A 16151-nucleotide genomic window follows, 5' to 3' on the forward strand; every position below is an offset into this window, starting at 1 on the left:
ACGCGGGGGCGTCCCGGCTCGCCACGAAGAATTCGTTACAGCCGCAGGCGAGAACGCGAGGGTAATCGCGGCCATGAACCGCTCCTAGACGTCCTTGCGCCGCACCGGCGGGCTCATGGGGCGGCGCAGCCAGCTCACCAGCTGCTTCGGCAAATCCACGGCATCCGAGAATTCATGGCCCACCCCCGGCAGGATCTTCAAGGCCCGCTCCCCGGGCGCTTTCTGGTACGCACGCCTGGAATTGTCCACCGGGTTGACCGTGTCCGCCCCCCCGTGCACGAACAGCGCCGCGGCCCCGGGGCTGAGCGCCGAGAGCGCCTCGAGCCCTGAAGGCGGCGCGGCCAGGCTCACCAGCGCCTTCACACCGTCCAACTCGGCCACGGCCTCCACCGCCACCCGCAAGGCTTCGCCGTGGGCCACCAGCGCCAGCCGCCGGGCACCCGCTCGGGCCAGGAAATCCAGCCCCACCAGCGCATCCAGCACCGATTGCTCCGCATCCTCCGCCTGGCGGTAGCGCAGCCACAGGGCATGCATGCCCGCCTCGCGCAGGCTCATGCCCAGCTGCGCATAGAACCGCCCCCCGTTCGGCCCGCTCCAGCCCCCGCCCTGACCGAGCAGCAACACCCCCGCCTCGCTGCCGGTGGCGGGAAAATGCCGCAGCGTCACATCTCCCTGGTCCGTCTCGGCGCGGCAGACCACCCAGGCTTCGGTGGCCTGCTCCCGGTGCAGCGCGGAGAGGATCAGGCGGGGCGGGTTCATGCGCCGGTTCCAGTTTCCAGCGGCGCCTCGGTCCAGCCCGAATCGTCCGCCTGGTCGGCGGCCAGTTGCGACCAGGCCGCCAGCCCATGCTGGCTCGCCGGCGATTCGATGGCCGCCAGCGGGTCGTCGGGGCCGTCCGGGGTGAAGCCGCCCTGCAGGCCCTGAAAATCGTAGAGCTCGGGGTCGGCCAGATGGGACGGATTGACGTTGCTCAGGCTGCGGAAGATGTTGTGCAGCCGCTTGGGTTCGGCCCGCTCCCAGTCTTTCAGCATGCGCCCGATCTCGGCGCGCTTGAGGTTCTCCTGGGAGCCGCAGAGATTGCAGGGAATGATGGGGAACTGCTTCAGCGCCGCGTAGCGCTCGCAGTAGCGCTCGGGCACATAGGCCAGCGGCCGGATCACCACGTGCCGGCCGTCGTTGCTGCGCAGCTTGGGCGGCATGGCGGCGAGCTTGGCGCCGTAGAACATGTTCAGGAACAGAGTGGCGAGGATGTCGTCCCGGTGGTGCCCCAGGGCGATCTTGCTGATACCCATCTCCTCGGCGGCGCTGTAGAGCGCGCCCCGGCGCAGGCGCGAGCACAGGGAGCACATGGTCTTGCCCTCGGGCAGTACCCGCTTGACCACGCTGTAGGTGTCCTGCTCCAGAATACGGTAGGACACCCCCAGCCCTTCCAGATACTCGGGCAGGATGTGCTCGGGCCAGCCCGGCTGCTTCTGGTCCAGGTTCACCGCGATCAATTCGAAGCGCACCGGCGCGCGGGTCTGCAGCAGGCGCAGCATCTCCAGCAGGGTATAGGAGTCCTTGCCGCCGGACAGGCAGACCATGATCCGGTCGCCCTCCTCGATCATCCGGTAGTCGCGGATCGCGCTGCCGGTGAGGTGGCTGAGGCGCTTTTCCAGGTTCTTCAGGTTCATGGCGGCAAACCTACCGGATTTACACGCCGCTGGAAACGCCCCAGGCACGCCGATCGGCCGCCCCCGGGCCTGCCTCAGTTGAACAGGCGCGGTACGAACAGCACCAGATCGGGCACCAGGGTGACCAGGATCAGCACAGCCAAGGCGATGCCCAGCATGGGCAGGCTCGCCCGCGCCACCCGCTCCAGGGGCAGCTTGGCGATGGAGCAGACGATGAACAGGCACAGGCCGATGGGCGGTGTCGCCAGCCCGATCACCAGGTTCAGTACCACGATCACGCCCAGGTGCAGCGGATCCAGGCCCAGGGTCGCCCCCAGCTCCAGCAGCACCGGCACGGTGAGGATCAGCGCGCCGATGGGCTCCAGCAGCGCGCCCAGGATCAGCAGGCCGATGGTGATCATGGCGAGCAGCACGTACTTGTTATCGCTGATCTCCAGCATGGCGTTGACCACCGTCTGGGGCACCTGCTCGATGGTGAACACGAAGGCGATGATGTTCGCCATGGCCACCACCAGCATGATCACCGAAGAGATCACGGCCGTGTCATAGAGCACCTTGGCCAGCACCTTCATGGTGAGGGTGCGATACACCACCCCGGCGATGAACAGCGCATAGAGGCTCGCCACGGCGGCCGCCTCGGTGGGTGTGAACACCCCGGAGAGTATGCCGCCGAGGATGATGACGGGCAGCAGCAGCGCCGGCCAGGCGCCGGCGGTGGCGCGGAGGATCTCCCGCCCGTTGGCCGGGTCTTCCTTCGGGTAATTGCGCTTGCGGGCCACGTACACGGCATGGGCCATCAGCCCCAGGCCGATGAGAATGCCCGGCACGATGCCCGCCATGAACAGGCTCGCCACCGAGGTGCCGCTGAGCACCGCGAAGATGATCAGCTGAATGCTCGGGGGGATGATGGGGCCGATCACCGAGCTCACCGCGGTGAGCGCGGCGGCGTACTCGGCGTCGTAGCCGGCCTTCTTCATGCCCGGGATCAGCACCGAGCCCAGCGCTGCGGAATCCGCCGTGGCCGAGCCGCTCACCCCGGAGAAGAGCATGCTGGACATGACGTTGACCAGCGCCAGTCCGCCGCGAAAACGCCCCACCAGCACCTGGCAGAAGCGGATGATGCGCTCGGTGATCGCACCGGCGTTCATCAGATTGCCGGCGAGGATGAACAGCGGCACGGTCAGCAACACGAACTGATCCACGCCGGAGATCATCCGCTGGGGAAAGGCCCCCAGCAGATGCAGCTGATCGTTGAAGGCCACATAGGCCAGCGCCGAAAGCCCCAGCACCACCACGATGGGCACGCCGGCAATCAGCGACAGGCCAAAGGCCGAGAGAAAAGCACCCATCAGACGTTCTCCCCACGCAGGGTCCGCAGCACCTGAGCGCAGGTGCCGACCAGCACATGCAGCACCAGCAGGGCGCTGCCCACCGGCACCGCCAGATAGACGTAATACATGGACACCTGCAGGGCGCTGGAGGTCTGCACCCGGTTCCATTCCGCGTAGTCGTAGCCGTACCAGGTGAGCAGCGCGAACAGGGTGACCGTGGCCAGCCCCCCCAGCGCCATGAACACCGCCTGGAGGACGCGGGGCAGCCGGGCGGTGAACATTTCCACCGCGATCATCTCGCCCCGCGCAAAGGAGATGCCGGCGAACAGGAAGGTGATCCAGACCAGCAGGAAGCGGCTCAGCTCCTCGGACCAGGACAGGGAATCACCCAGCACGTAGCGGGCGAAGATCTGCAGGCAGACCACCGCCAGCATCAAGCCCATCAGGCCGGCGCCCAGCACGAAGAGCGCACGCTGGTAGGCGCGGTTCAGACCGTGCAGGACACGCAGAGGCGCGGAAGGGGCATGCATGGGGCGTACTCCTGGGCGGGGGCGTCAGGGGCGAGCGGCCGGGCGCACTGCCCGGCCGCTCGCCGGCGGCTTACTTGCGGGACTGCACGTCCTTGACGAAGGCCTCGATCAGCGGATGCTTCTCGGAGTACTCCGCGATCACCGGGGCGACGGCGTCCAGCACTTCGGCGCGATCTTCCAGCTCGTGGATCTGGAAGCCTTCGGCCTTCAGGGCCGCTTCCGCCTCCACTTCCTGCTCCTCGGCGCGGGCCACCTGCTCGCGGACGGTCTCCCGGGCGGCGTCCACCAGTGCCTGCTGCTGCGCATCGCTCAGGCGGTTGTAGAAGCGCGGGTTGACCACCACGACCGCCGGCCAGAAGTAGTGCTTGGTGCGGGTCAGGTGATCCGCCACCTCGTAGAGCTTCTCACTGTAGACGGAGGTGGTGTTGATCTCGGCCCCGTCCAGCACGCCGGTCTGCAGCGATGTGTAGATCTCGCCATAGGCCATGGGCGTGGGGCTGGCGTCCACCGCGTTCCAGATATCCAGGTGCAGCTTGGCGGGCACCACGCGGGCCTTCAGCCCCTTCATGCCTTCGAGGGTGGTTACTTTTTTCTTGGCCACCAGCAGGTTGCGCAGGCCGCCTTCGTAGTAACCCAGCCCCTTGAGACCGATGCCATCCAGCGAATCCAGCATCTGCTGGGCCACCGGCGAGGTGAAGGCATCGGCCAACTCGTCGTAGCTCTCGATCAGGAAGGGCAGCTGCAGGGCATCCATCACCGGGGTAAAACCGGAGAACACCGCCGAGGAGATCACCGCCGCGTCCACGGTGCCCAGGCGCACGCCTTCCAGCAGCTGCTTGTCGTCACCGAGCTGGCGCGCGGGGAAGATCTGCACCTTCAGCTCGCCGTCGGTCTTCTGCTCCACCGCTTCCTTGAACAAGGCCGCCCCGGTGTGGAAGGGGTGGCTGGTCTGGGTCACATGGCCCAGCTTGATGGTGGTCTGGGCCGCGGCCGTATGAACAATGCCGCCGGCCAGTGCGGCGGCGGTCAGGATACCCGTCAACAGGCGTTTCATGATGTTCTCCTCCCTCCAATGGGAAACTTCCAGCCAAGTGTGGTCAGTAAAACCCGTGTAGACCTGCGTGGGCCTACTTCTTTTCGCTCTTCAGTTGGTCGCCGACCGCGAAGCGGCCCGGCGGCACCTCGTTCACCCACACCCTGATGGATTGCATGGGTGCCTCCAGGGTGCGATTCACCACCTGGGCCACTTCCTTGATGCATTGCTGCACCTTGGCCTCGTCCCGTCCCTCTACCACGGTGATTTCAACGATGGGCATGCCGGACTCCTCAAGAGCATGTCGGTGGACCGCCGTATCGATAGCCGATACCGCTGTTTCGCCCAAACAGTATATCCGGGGACACAATCGGGCTGTCAACGCTTATGTCTCGTTTACCGATACGCTTGTGTCATTTTTTGATATTCGTATACTCTGGCCTCATCACCTTGAACGCGAACCAGACGAGGCCGCCCATGAGCACGTATCTGCTGCGCCTGTACGAAGACCGCATTCCCGCCTCCCACGCGCCGGTGCACCTGCCCTGCGCGCCGCGGGCCGTCTACCTGCGCGAGGGCGGCCTGACGATCGAGGACGACTGGAGCAGCCAGTTCCTGCCCGGCGACACCGCCCAGGTCAGCGAGGACGAACTGACCCTGCTCGCAGGGCCTGATGGCGCCACGGTGTGGCGCTGGGAGCTGGCCGATGCCGATGGACCGGGCCAAGGGGAGCTGCGCTCCGCGCCGGCCTGCGAATCCACCCTGAAACTCGAGGCCGAGATCGAGCTGGATGACGGCTTCAGCTGGATGATGCGCTGCGACCGGGTGGAATTCCCGCCCGGCGGCGTGGCGTTGACCCATGTACATCAGGGCCCGGGCATCCGCATCGTGCTGGAAGGCGAGATCACCATAGAAACCGAAGGCACGGTGGCCAGCCACAAGGCCGGCGAGGCCTGGCTGGAGCGGGGCCATTACCCGGTGCTGGCCCCCACCACCGAGGCCGAGCCCACCACCTTCATCCGCTGCTTCTTCGTACCCCGGGGCAGCAAGGGCCGCAGCTCCATCCGCTACGTGCGCGCCGAGGATGCCGCCGCGCCCAAGGTCCAGCGCTACAAGGTGTATGCCGAGCGCCAGGTGGATCTGGCTTGCCTGTAAGCAGCATGACGGAAGGACGAACCATGAGCGCGCAGCACACCGCCGACGCCGGGCAGCCGGAATCACCGGAACGCGGCGGCTTGAGCGGCCTGCCCACCACGGTGGTCTCCCTGCGCATCATCGAGGCGCTGGGGCAGGCCGGGGCCGAATGCGGCGTCACCGAACTGGCCCAGGCGCTGGACATGCCCAAGGCCCGGGTGCACCGCCACCTGGTCAATCTGCGCGACAGCGGTTACGTGGCCCAGAACCCGCGCAACAGTCGCTACAGCATCGGCTGGCGGCTCTACCTGCTGGGTCAGCAACTGGTGAACCGTTATGACGTGGTGAGTCTGGCCAAACCCGTGATGGAAGCCCTGCGGGACCAACTGGGCCAGACGGTGGTGATCTCCACTTACACCGATCAAGGCATGGTGGTGCTGGATTTCCTCTCCGGGCGTCGGGCGGTGGAAATCGTCATGCGCGCCGGCACCCGCTTCAATTTCAACGCCGTGGCCCAGGGCAAGATCGCCCTGGCCTACGGCCCGCCGGAGCTGCTGGAAAAGACCCTGGCCGGGCCGCTGGAGGCCAGCACTCGCCACACCATCACCGACCCGGAGCGGCTGCGCTCGGAAGTGGAGCTGGCCCGGCGGCGGGGCTGGGCGGATGCGCCGGAGGAGATCTTCACCGGCGTCAACGCCCTGGCCGCGCCCATCTTCCGCGGCGACGGCAGCCTGTACGGCACCCTGGCGCTGACCGGGTCCATTCATTATCTGCCGAGCAAGCCGCTGGAACCGACAGTGGTTGCGCTGCTGACCGCCGCCCGGGAGATCTCCACCCTGCTCGGGTATCGCCTTCCACGCTAGGCAGACACTCCTGGCCGCGAAGGCTTTCCGCGCCGGCGCCTGCCAGGCAAAGCCCCGGTGCCCGTTCATGTTTTCCGCGCGGCGTACTCGACAAAACCGCTTGCGTAGTAGACCATTGCGCCCTCTTCCAGCCCAGCCCCCAGAGTTGACCCTTAGTGATCGAAAATCTTCGTAATATCGCCATCATCGCCCACGTGGACCATGGCAAGACCACCCTCGTGGACCAGCTTCTTCAGCAGTCGGGTACCCTCGGCGAACGCAACGATCCTGGCGAGCGCGTCATGGATTCCGGCGATCTGGAGAAAGAGCGCGGCATCACCATCCTCGCCAAGAACACCGCCATCAACTGGCGCGACTACCGCATCAACATCGTCGACACCCCGGGCCATGCCGACTTCGGCGGCGAGGTGGAGCGCGTCATGTCCATGGTGGATTCGGTGCTGCTGCTGGTGGATGCGGTGGACGGCCCCATGCCCCAGACCCGCTTCGTCACCCAGAAGGCCCTGGCCCAGGGCCTGCGCCCCATCGTGGTGATCAACAAGATCGACCGCCCCGGCGCCCGCCCGGACTGGGTGCTGGACCAGACCTTCGACCTGTTCGACCGCCTGGGCGCGACCGATGAGCAGCTGGACTTCCCGGTGGTCTACGCCTCGGGCCTGAACGGCTACGCCGGGCTGGACGCCGAAGTGCGCGCGGGGAACATGGACCCGCTGTTCCAGACCGTGATCGACAAGGTGCCCGCCCCGAACGTGGATCCGGACGGCCCCTTCCAGCTGCAGGTCAGCTCCCTGGACTACAACAGCTACGTGGGCGTGATCGGCATTGGTCGCGTCAAGCGCGGCCGGGTCAAGAGCAACACCCCGGTGATCGCCATCGACCGCGACGGCAAGCAGCGCAACGGCCGCATCCTGCAGGTGCTGGGCTTTCTCGGCCTGGATCGGGTGGAAGTGGACGAAGCCCAGGCCGGGGACATCATCGCCTTCACCGGCATGGACGAGCTGAACATCTCCGACACCCTGTGCAGCCCCCAGCAGCCCGAGGCGCTGCCGCCGCTCACGGTGGACGAGCCCACCGTGACCATGACCTTTCAGGTCAACACTTCCCCCATGGCCGGTCGCGACGGCAAATTCGTCACCTCCCGTCAGATCCGCGAGCGGCTGATGCGCGAGCTGGTGCACAACGTCGCCCTGCGGGTGGAGGAAACCGAGGACCCGGACAAGTTCAAGGTCTCCGGCCGCGGCGAGCTGCATCTGTCCATCCTCATCGAGAGCATGCGCCGGGAAGGTTATGAACTGGGCGTCTCCCGCCCCGAGGTCATCGTCCGCGAGATCGACGGCGAGCAATGCGAGCCCTACGAGCAGCTCACCGTGGACGTGGAAGAAAGCGACCAGGGCGGCGTGATGGAGAAGCTGGGCACCCGCGGCGGCCAGCTGCAGGACATGATGCCCGACGGCAAGGGCCGGGTGCGCCTGGACTACATCATCCCGGCGCGCGGCCTGATCGGTTTCCGCACCGAGTTCATGACCGCCACCTCCGGCACCGGCCTGATGTACCACGTCTTCGACCACTACGGCCCGGTGAAGGCCGGCACCTTCGGCCAGCGCATCAACGGCGCGATGGTGGCCATGGCCCAGGGCAAGGCCCTGGCCTACGCCCTGTTCAACCTGCAGGAGCGCGGCAGCCTGTTCATCGGCCACGGCGACGAGGTCTACGAAGGCATGATCATCGGAATGAACAGCCGCGACAACGACATGGTCGTCAACCCACTGAAAGCCAAGCAGCTGACCAATATCCGCGCCGCCGGCTCGGACGAGAACCTGGTGCTCACCCCGCCGATCCGCATGAGCCTGGAGCAGGCGCTGGAGTGGATCGACGATGATGAACTGGTGGAGGTCACCCCGGCCGCCATCCGCCTGCGCAAACGCTTTCTCAAGGAGCACGAGCGCAAGAAATCGGCGAAGAAGAGCTGAGTCGTTTCGCCCGGCGGGCACAGGATAAAAGAAGGGGCCGCTCGGCCCCTTCTTGTTCTCAAAAGGCTGACTGACCGGCTAACGTCGCCGGGCGGCGTAAATCTCCCGTGGATTGCCGCAGCAGGGGCTGGGGGGCGTGGCCGCACCGGCCTGTTTCAGCCGAACCCGCCGACGTACAACCCAGGCATCCTCGTTCGAAACGACGCCGTAGTACTCCCTCAGTGCGTCGCCTGCAGGCGGGGTTCCGCGCTGTCGCTGATGTAGTACACATGCAGCGGCTCGCCGCGGCTGGGGCCCATGCCCGGCGACCCTATCGGCATGCCGGGCACGGTGATGCCGATGACCGGGGGGCGCTCGGCCAGCAGCTTGTGGATGCTCTCCACCGGCACATGGCCCTCGACCACATAGCCGTCGATCAGCGTGGTGTGGCAGCTGGCCTGCTCCCGGGTCAGCCCGTGTTCGAGCTTGATCGGCGTCATGTTGTTCCGGTCCACCACCTCCACCTCGAAGCCCTGCTCACGCAGGTAGTCCACATAGGCGGTGCAGCAGCCGCAGGTGGGGCTCTTGTAGAGCGTGGCGGCAAGATCCGCCGCCAGGGCGGAGACGGGCAGCGCCAGAGCCAGCGCGGCAAACAAATGCTTGATTCGGTTCATGTCGGTTCTCCCGCATTTCATTAAATCTGATCGGTCTTGCAAAACAGCGAAGAGACACCGATCAAATGCGCAGGGCGTAGAACCTGAGAATGGGGGAGCGCCCGGGTCTGGGCGTGTCTGACAAGGCAGGCTTGAGGCGCCAGGGCGCGCTTGCAAGAAACAGCACCAACGCCGGCACGGCGGCCGGCAAGGGCGACGTCGGCTCACTCGATATCAGCGCGTCCTGATCCAGGGTCGGCCCATTGCCGCCGGACATGCTCGGGCACTCGCCCCCCGGGCAGACCACCATGGCCGGCATCGCGGTGTGGGCATGGTGCTCCATGGCCGCGGCCGCCGGTGTCGCATCGGCGACCGCCGCCGGCGCGGCAGGCCTCAGGCAGCCGGCGAACACCGTCGACAGCCATAGCGCCAGCGTGACCATGAGGGCCAGGCTGACGAGGCGGCGGTGTTTGCGCAGGCGGTGAAACAAGACTGGGCTCCTGCCAGTGGGTGTACAGACCGTGGCCAGACCCGGCTCGCCAGCGGTAGCCGCTAATGTCGCCGGGAATGGCTGGATGTGCAAGCTTGCCAGCCATGGATAGCGAACGCGCGGTCAAAGTTCCGCCGACGGCGCCACATCCGGCCTCCCAGCACCCGCAGCAACCCCGGGAATGCTCGCCGCCAGGATGTTCAACGTCTGTCGGTTTTCCCGCCAAGGAGACACTGAATCAATACCCCGGACTGGCAGTAACATCAGAGCCGTGATAGGAATCTCGGTATGCATAGCCTGCGACGCATCATCGCCATCGTGGTCATCGGCATTCTGGGCATCCAGACCGGAGCGCTGGCGCTGCATGTACATATCCCGGCCTTGACGCCTGCCACTGCTACCGTGGTCGACAGTCACTCGCATACCGCCGATCAACCCGGGGACCGTGAGACCGATCACCACGGTCCGGTCTGCACCGCCACGCAATCCTGTTTCCCCATCGGCCATGCCGCGGCATTACCCCTCGTCGCCTCCCCGAGTCCGTTGCCGGTGCCGGCGCAGGCGGCGCCGGTGGCTCTGCCCTCTCCCCGCCACGACACCCTGCTGCGACCTCCCCGCGCCTTCGGCTAACCCTCACCAGGCTTAGGCTTGCGCGCGGCGCCACCGGCCATCATTGCCGGCAATACGAGCTGCCGCGCCATACAAGCACGGCTCTCCGAGCAAGCAATCCTGTGGAGGTCCCATGAAGACCGAACCGGACAAAACCACCCGCTATCGGCAAGGCAGCCTGAGCCTGTCGGGCACGGTCATGCTGGGCACTGGCGTGATGATAGGTGCGGGGATTTTCGCCCTCACCGGGCAGATGGCGCAAATGACGGGCGCACTCTTTCCGTTGGCCTTTCTGACCGCCGCCGTGGTGGTGGCTTTCAGTGCCTATTCCTACATCAAGATCTCGAACGCCTATCCGTCGGCCGGCGGCATCGGTATGTATCTGTACAAGGCCTACGGCGACGGCCTGCCCACAGCCTTCAACGCCTTGCTGATGTATTTCTCGATGGTCATCGCCCAGAGTTTTCTGGCGCGCACCTTCGGCGCCTACGCCGTGCAGCTTTTCGGCGCCGGCGAGCATGGCCGCCTGGTGCCAATGCTCGGGGTGGGGCTCATTCTGGTGGCCTTCGCGCTGAACCTCGCAAGCAACCGCCTGATCCAGGGGGTGGCATCCCTGCTCGGCCTGCTGAAGATCGCCGGGATACTGCTCTTCGGGCTCGTGGGCGTCTGGCTCGCCGATAGTCTGGCGGTGGATGTCTCCTCCGCGGGCCAGGCCGGAGGCGTCGGCAACTTCCTCGGCGCGACGGCCCTGGGAATACTCGCGTTCAAGGGCTTCACCACCATCACCAACAGCGGCTCGGAGGTACGGGACCCCCATCGCAACGTCGGTCGCGCCATCGTCATCTCCATCGCCGCCTGTGTGGTGATCTACGCGCTGGTGGGCTTCGCCGTGGCGAGCAATCTCTCGCTGGCCGAGATCATCGAGACCCGGGACTACTCCCTCGCCGCCGCCGCCCGTCCGGCGCTGGGGGATTACGGTGTCTGGTTCACGGTCGTCATCGCCATGATGGCCACCGCCGGCGGCATTCTGGCCAGTATCTTCGCGGTGTCGCGCATGCTGGCCATGCTCACGGAAATGAAACTGGTGCCGCACAGCCACTTCGGCATGCCGGGCAGCATCCAGAAACACACGCTGGTGTATACCGTGGTGCTGGGGCTGTTCCTGACCGCCTTCTTCGACCTGTCACGGATTGCGGCGCTGGGTATCGTCTTCTACCTGGTGATGGACATCGCCATACACTGGGGGGTGTTGCGCTATCTGCGTGAGGATGTGCAGGCCCGGGCCTGGGTGCCGGTGGTGGCGATCGGGCTGGATGTGCTGGTGCTGGGCGGGTTCGTCTGGGTCAAGCTGCAGTCGGATCGCCTGGTGATCAGCGTGGCGCTCGGGGCAATGGCCGTCATCGCTGTCGGCGAGCAGATTTTTCTCGGCAAAGCGCGATCGAACAAGAGGACAACATCATGATGGAAGGACACATGTACGGCAACATGATGTGGGGCGGGCATTGGCTGTGGATGCTGCTGATCGCCCTGGTGGTGGTCATCCCCGTCTGGCGTATCTGCCAGCGCGCGGGCTTCCCGGGCTGGCTCGGCCTGCTGAGCCTGATTCCCATGATCAATCTGGGCCTGCTCTATTTTCTCGCCTTCGCGGACTGGCCGGCGGACAAGGAGAACACATGAACACGCAACACCAAGCCCGACAGGACGAGCACACCGTCAAGGACCCCGTCTGCGGCATGTCGGTGGACCCGCACACCACGGAACACCGAAGCCAGCATGCGGGGCAGAGCTGGCATTTCTGCTCGGCACACTGCAAGTCCCGGTTCGACGACGATCCGCAGCGGTACACCGACCCCAGCGCCGCACGCGAAGAACCCGTAGACCCGGGGGCCATGTACACCTGCCCCATGCACCCGGAGGTTCGACAGCAGGGCCCCGGCGACTGTCCGATCTGCGGCATGGCGCTGGAGCCTGAACAGGTCAGCCGCGACAGCGAGCCCTCCGAAGAACTGCGGAGCATGACCTGGCGCTTCTGGGTGGGCCTGGTGCTGACGCTGCCGGTGTTCCTGCTGGAAATGGGCGGGCACTTGGTCGCGCTGGACCGGATCGTGCCGCCGCAAATGTCCAACTGGGTGCAACTGGCCTTCGCAACGCCGGTGGTGCTCTGGTGCGGCTGGCCGTTCTTCGTCCGGGGCTGGAAGTCGATACTCAGACGCCAGCTGAACATGTTCACCCTGATCGCCATCGGTACCGGCGTGGCGCTGCTCTACAGTCTGGTGGCCACCCTGGCGCCGCAGATCTTCCCCGATGCCTTCCGCCAGCAGGACGGCTCGGTGGCGGTCTATTTCGAGGCTGCCGCGGTCATCGTCGTGCTGGTGCTGCTCGGCCAGGTGCTGGAATTGCGGGCTCGCGAGAAGACCTCCGGCGCCATCAAGGCACTGCTGGACCTGGCCCCCGCCACGGCGCGCAAGCTGGACGACCAGGGCGGCGAGCAGGACGTTTCGCTGGATCAGGTCGAGGTCGGCGATCGCCTGCGGGTACGCCCCGGCGACAAGGTGCCGCTGGATGGCGAGGTGCTGGAAGGCGGCTCCCACGTCGACGAATCCATGGTCACCGGCGAGCCGTTGGCGATCCGCAAGCAGGCGGGTGATGCCGTGATCGGCGGCAGCATCAACCAGCAAGGCAGCTTCATCATGCGCGCCGACAAGATCGGCCGCGACACCATGCTCTCCCAGATCGTGCAGATGGTGGCCAGCGCCCAGCGCAGCCGGGCGCCGATCCAGGGCCTGGCGGACCAGGTGTCCGCCTGGTTCGTGCCCGCGGTCATCGTCATCGCGGTGCTTGCTTTCATCGTCTGGTCCCTGGTCGGGCCGACCCCGCCCATGGCCTTCGGCCTGATCGCCGGCGTCAGCGTGCTGATCATCGCCTGCCCCTGCGCGCTGGGCCTGGCCACCCCCATGTCCATCATGGTCGGGGTCGGCCGCGGCGCCCAGAGCGGCGTACTGATCCGCGACGCGGAAGCATTGGAGCGCATGGAAAAGGTGGACACCGTGGTGGTGGACAAGACCGGCACCCTGACCGAAGGCAAGCCCCAGGTGACCCGGCTGGTACCGGCCACGGGTGTCAGCGACGAGGAACTGATGCGCTACGCCGGCGCGCTGGAGAAAGGCAGCGAACACCCACTGGCCCATGCCATTCTGGAGAAGGCCCGGGAGATGGAACTCGACCTGCCGGACGTGGAAGGCTTCGATTCGCCCAACGGCAAAGGGGTCACCGGCACGCTGGACGGCCTGCGCGTACTGATCGGCAACCGCCTGCTGATGGAGGCGGAAGGAGTCGACAGCGCCGCCCATGAGCAGGAGGCGGACCGCCTGCGCGAGGATGGCGCCACCGTGATCTTCGCCGCGGCGGGCGGCAGGGTCCTGGGCCTGCTGGCCATCGCCGACCCGATCAAGGAAACCACCCGTGCCGCCATCGACGCCCTGCATGAAGACGGCATCCGCGTCGTCATGCTCACCGGTGACAACCACACCTCGGCTGTAGCCGTGGCCCGGAAGCTCGACATCGATGAGGTGAAGGCGGAAGTGCTGCCCGAGGACAAGGGCAAGATCGTCCGGGAATTCATGGAGGCGGGTCGCGTCGTCGCCATGGCCGGCGACGGCGTCAACGATGCGCCGGCGCTGGCGACAGCGGATGTCGGCGTGGCCATGGGCACCGGCACCGATGTCGCCATCGAAAGTGCGGGCATCACCCTGCTGCGGGGCGATCTGATGGGCATCGTCGAGGCACTGCATCTATCCCGGGCCACCATGCGCAACATCCGCCAGAACCTGTTCTTCGCCTTCGTCTACAATGCCGCCGGCGTGCCCATCGCCGCGGGGGTGCTGTATCCCTTCGCCGGCATCCTGCTGTCGCCCATCTTCGCCGCCGCGGCCATGTCGCTGTCTTCGGTCAGCGTCATCGCCAATGCGCTGCGGCTGCGGGTGACGAAATTGTCCTGAGCACGCCCGGGACGCTCCGCAGAGGGCAGCACGAACGGCTGCCCTCAACATTTCCCCGCGGCAGCCGTTATAACGAGTACCAACGACCACGCCTCAGCTACGGGGAGAATGCTCATGACCGCTGTCCTGCGCCAGTTCAGGATTCGCGCCCGGATGTCACTCATCGCGGCCTTCGTGGTGGCGTCCATGATGGCCATCGCCTGGATGGCCGCGAGCACCCTGGAGCGCGAGCTCTGGGACGCGAGTCGCCAGCGCATGGCCGAGGTGGTGCAGACCGCCAGCGGTGTGCTCAAGCACTACCACGCCCTGGAGCAGTCCGGCGAACTGACCCGACGCCAGGCACAGGAGGCCGCCAAAACCGCCGTGGCCGGCATGCGCTACGGCGAGGACGGCTATCTGTGGATCAATGACCTGCAACCGCGCATGGTGATGCATCCCGAACAACCGCAACTCGACGGCACGGACCTCAGCAGCAAGACCGACCCCAACGGCAAGCGCCTGTTCGTGACCTTTGTCGAGGTCGTCCGTGAGCAGGGTGCCGGTTATGTGGATTACCTCTGGCCCAAGCCCGATCACGACGAGCCGGTGGAGAAAGTCTCTTACGTGCAATTGTTCGAGCCCTGGGGCTGGGTCCTGGGCTCGGGCGTGTACATGGACAGCGTGCAGGCGGCGCTGGCCGAGCGGCTGTTGCTGGAGGCGGGCAAGGTCCTGTTGGTGCTGATCCTGCTGGCGGCGCTGTCCGCCCTGGTGGTGCGCAGCATCACCGGCCCGCTGGGCGCCACCATCGCCCGACTCCGGGATATCTCCGAAGGCACCATGGACCTCACCACGCGGGTCGACACCAGCGGCCGCGACGAACTCAGCGAACTGGCCCGGAGTTTCAACAAGCTGTTGCTGTCGGTGCAGGAGGTGATCCGCGAGGTGGGCCGCTCCAACGGCCAGCTGAGCAGTTCCACCGAGACCCTGAGCCGAGTCACCGCCAGCGCCCGCGAGGGCATGCACAGCCAACAGGCCGACACCGAGCAGTTGGCCAGCGCCATGAATCAGATGCTGGCCACGGTGCAGGAAGTCGCCCGCAATGCCGCCACCGCCGCCGACGCCACCGCTCAGGCTGAAGGCGAGGCGGGTAACGGCCGCCGGGTCGTGGAATCCACCATGGCCGCCATCGGGGCGCTCTCCGAGGAGCTGGAACGCTCCCGGGACGAGGCCGCCAGCCTGGCCGAGGATTCCCACAGCATCGGCACTGTGCTGGATGTGATCAACGGCGTGGCCGAACAGACCAACCTGCTGGCGTTGAACGCCGCCATCGAGGCGGCCCGAGCCGGCGAGCAGGGCCGCGGCTTCGCCGTGGTGGCCGACGAGGTGCGCACCCTGGCCCAGCGCACCCAGGAATCCACCCAGGAGATTCAAGGCATCATCGAGCGGCTGCAGGGCAAAGCTCAACAGGCGGTGGAAGGCATGGCCGAGACCGCCAAGCGGGCAGCCGCCTCGGTGGCCGAGTCGGCGCAGGCGGGCGATGCACTCAACGCCATCGCCACGGCGGTGTCCACCATCAACGACATGAACACCCAGATCGCCAGCGCCTCCGAGGAGCAGGCCTCCACCGCCGAGGAGATCAGCCGCAGTGTCAGCCACATCCGCGATGTGGCGGTGGAGACCGCCCAGGGCGTGGATGAAAGCCAGAGCGCGGCCCGGGAAGTGGGCGATGTGGCGCAGCGCCTGCAGGGCCTGCTGAACCGCTTCCGGGTCTGAGCAACCGGGCCGTCCTGGCCTTCCCACACGGCGGGCCCATACTGTGGGCTTCACCGCAGGTGACACGGTGCAAGTCTGCCTGCCGTGGCCGGCGCCCGCGGGCGCCGCGCGCGATGTGGGGTTCCCGGCAGGCCCC

Annotated in this window: 16 protein-coding genes; 8 read left to right on the top strand and 8 right to left on the bottom strand. The window is 66.5% G+C overall.

Going from position 1 to position 16151, the window contains the following annotated elements; all coding sequences use genetic code 11:
• Positions 1 to 84 precede the first annotated feature (84 nt).
• From GBG68_RS09160 to GBG68_RS09185, 6 genes are all read right to left on the bottom strand, one after another.
• Positions 85 to 759 carry a hypothetical protein gene (locus tag GBG68_RS09160; protein WP_152146645.1) on the bottom strand — a complete coding sequence of 225 codons (675 nt, stop codon included), beginning with the start codon at positions 757 to 759 and terminating at the stop codon, positions 85 to 87.
• The gene (gene ttcA, locus GBG68_RS09165; protein WP_152146646.1) at positions 756 to 1673 is read right to left on the bottom strand and encodes a tRNA 2-thiocytidine(32) synthetase TtcA; all 918 of its coding nucleotides are present in this window, start codon (positions 1671 to 1673) and stop codon (positions 756 to 758) included. Before ttcA ends, GBG68_RS09160 begins: the two co-directional genes overlap by 4 nt.
• A 74-nt stretch (positions 1674 to 1747) precedes the next feature.
• Complete coding sequence (locus tag GBG68_RS09170; protein WP_152146647.1) at positions 1748 to 3022, bottom strand: TRAP transporter large permease; 1275 nt, start codon at positions 3020 to 3022, stop codon at positions 1748 to 1750.
• Complete coding sequence (locus tag GBG68_RS09175) at positions 3022 to 3534, bottom strand: TRAP transporter small permease (protein ID WP_152146648.1); 513 nt, start codon at positions 3532 to 3534, stop codon at positions 3022 to 3024. Before GBG68_RS09175 ends, GBG68_RS09170 begins: the two co-directional genes overlap by 1 nt.
• Before the next feature lie 70 nt (positions 3535 to 3604).
• Complete coding sequence (locus GBG68_RS09180) at positions 3605 to 4588, bottom strand: TRAP transporter substrate-binding protein (protein WP_152146649.1); 984 nt, start codon at positions 4586 to 4588, stop codon at positions 3605 to 3607.
• Between the two features lie 73 nt (positions 4589 to 4661).
• Positions 4662 to 4850, bottom strand: coding sequence for a tautomerase family protein (locus GBG68_RS09185; protein ID WP_152146650.1), 189 nt, complete (start codon positions 4848 to 4850; stop codon positions 4662 to 4664).
• 194 nt (positions 4851 to 5044) lie between these two features.
• Here GBG68_RS09185 and GBG68_RS09190 point away from each other — a divergent pair, with 194 nt between their 5' ends.
• From GBG68_RS09190 to typA, 3 genes are all read left to right on the top strand, one after another.
• On the top strand, positions 5045 to 5722 hold the full coding sequence (locus GBG68_RS09190; protein WP_152146651.1) for a cupin domain-containing protein: 678 nt from the start codon (positions 5045 to 5047) through the stop codon (positions 5720 to 5722).
• 23 nt (positions 5723 to 5745) lie between these two features.
• Positions 5746 to 6564, top strand: a complete 819-nt coding sequence (locus tag GBG68_RS09195; RefSeq protein ID WP_193222277.1) for an IclR family transcriptional regulator — start codon at positions 5746 to 5748, stop codon at positions 6562 to 6564.
• 155 nt (positions 6565 to 6719) lie between these two features.
• A complete protein-coding gene (gene typA, locus GBG68_RS09200) occupies positions 6720 to 8534 on the top strand; it encodes a translational GTPase TypA (RefSeq protein WP_152146653.1) in 1815 nt (604 codons plus the stop codon).
• Between the two features lie 218 nt (positions 8535 to 8752).
• Here typA and GBG68_RS09205 read toward each other — a convergent pair whose 3' ends face one another.
• Complete coding sequence (locus GBG68_RS09205; RefSeq protein ID WP_152765667.1) at positions 8753 to 9187, bottom strand: DUF411 domain-containing protein; 435 nt, start codon at positions 9185 to 9187, stop codon at positions 8753 to 8755.
• 61 nt (positions 9188 to 9248) lie between these two features.
• Positions 9249 to 9656 (bottom strand): hypothetical protein, encoded by a 408-nt coding sequence (locus GBG68_RS09210; protein WP_152146654.1) that lies wholly within the window; start codon positions 9654 to 9656, stop codon positions 9249 to 9251.
• 288 nt (positions 9657 to 9944) lie between these two features.
• Between GBG68_RS09210 and GBG68_RS09215 the strand changes: the two genes are divergently transcribed.
• The 5 genes from GBG68_RS09215 (at position 9945) to GBG68_RS09235 (ending at position 16015) form a co-directional block, all read left to right on the top strand.
• Positions 9945 to 10286: a hypothetical protein gene (locus tag GBG68_RS09215; RefSeq protein WP_152146655.1), complete on the top strand. Its 342-nt coding sequence runs from the start codon at positions 9945 to 9947 to the stop codon at positions 10284 to 10286.
• Between the two features lie 112 nt (positions 10287 to 10398).
• Complete coding sequence (locus GBG68_RS09220) at positions 10399 to 11727, top strand: APC family permease (protein WP_152146656.1); 1329 nt, start codon at positions 10399 to 10401, stop codon at positions 11725 to 11727.
• Positions 11724 to 11942, top strand: a complete 219-nt coding sequence (locus GBG68_RS09225; RefSeq protein WP_152146657.1) for a hypothetical protein — start codon at positions 11724 to 11726, stop codon at positions 11940 to 11942. Before GBG68_RS09220 ends, GBG68_RS09225 begins: the two co-directional genes overlap by 4 nt.
• Entirely contained in the window at positions 11939 to 14263 is a 2325-nt protein-coding gene (locus GBG68_RS09230; protein WP_152146658.1) for a heavy metal translocating P-type ATPase, read from the top strand. The genes GBG68_RS09225 and GBG68_RS09230 overlap by 4 nt, the downstream gene beginning before the upstream one ends.
• 114 nt (positions 14264 to 14377) lie before the next feature.
• On the top strand, positions 14378 to 16015 hold the full coding sequence (locus GBG68_RS09235) for a methyl-accepting chemotaxis protein (protein WP_193222278.1): 1638 nt from the start codon (positions 14378 to 14380) through the stop codon (positions 16013 to 16015).
• Positions 16016 to 16151: the final 136 nt, after the last annotated feature.

This window comes from Alkalilimnicola sp. S0819, from assembly GCF_009295635.1.
GTDB lineage: Bacteria > Pseudomonadota > Gammaproteobacteria > Nitrococcales > WHIW01 > S0819.

Bases quoted from the DNA above. Each gene is read 5' to 3' on its own strand.
- GBG68_RS09230 (WP_152146658.1), top strand. From the start codon at position 11,939: ATGAACACGCAACACCAAGCCCGACAGGACGAGCACACCGTCAAGGAC.
- GBG68_RS09180 (WP_152146649.1), bottom strand. From the start codon at position 4,588: ATGAAACGCCTGTTGACGGGTATCCTGACCGCCGCCGCACTGGCCGGC.
- GBG68_RS09185 (WP_152146650.1), bottom strand. From the start codon at position 4,850: ATGCCCATCGTTGAAATCACCGTGGTAGAGGGACGGGACGAGGCCAAG.
- GBG68_RS09190 (WP_152146651.1), top strand. From the start codon at position 5,045: ATGAGCACGTATCTGCTGCGCCTGTACGAAGACCGCATTCCCGCCTCC.
- GBG68_RS09160 (WP_152146645.1), bottom strand. From the start codon at position 759: ATGAACCCGCCCCGCCTGATCCTCTCCGCGCTGCACCGGGAGCAGGCC.
- ttcA (WP_152146646.1), bottom strand. From the start codon at position 1,673: ATGAACCTGAAGAACCTGGAAAAGCGCCTCAGCCACCTCACCGGCAGC.
- GBG68_RS09205 (WP_152765667.1), bottom strand. From the start codon at position 9,187: ATGAACCGAATCAAGCATTTGTTTGCCGCGCTGGCTCTGGCGCTGCCC.
- GBG68_RS09235 (WP_193222278.1), top strand. From the start codon at position 14,378: ATGACCGCTGTCCTGCGCCAGTTCAGGATTCGCGCCCGGATGTCACTC.
- GBG68_RS09170 (WP_152146647.1), bottom strand. From the start codon at position 3,022: ATGGGTGCTTTTCTCTCGGCCTTTGGCCTGTCGCTGATTGCCGGCGTG.
- GBG68_RS09175 (WP_152146648.1), bottom strand. From the start codon at position 3,534: ATGCATGCCCCTTCCGCGCCTCTGCGTGTCCTGCACGGTCTGAACCGC.
- GBG68_RS09195 (WP_193222277.1), top strand. From the start codon at position 5,746: ATGAGCGCGCAGCACACCGCCGACGCCGGGCAGCCGGAATCACCGGAA.
- GBG68_RS09225 (WP_152146657.1), top strand. From the start codon at position 11,724: ATGATGGAAGGACACATGTACGGCAACATGATGTGGGGCGGGCATTGG.
- GBG68_RS09215 (WP_152146655.1), top strand. From the start codon at position 9,945: ATGCATAGCCTGCGACGCATCATCGCCATCGTGGTCATCGGCATTCTG.
- GBG68_RS09220 (WP_152146656.1), top strand. From the start codon at position 10,399: ATGAAGACCGAACCGGACAAAACCACCCGCTATCGGCAAGGCAGCCTG.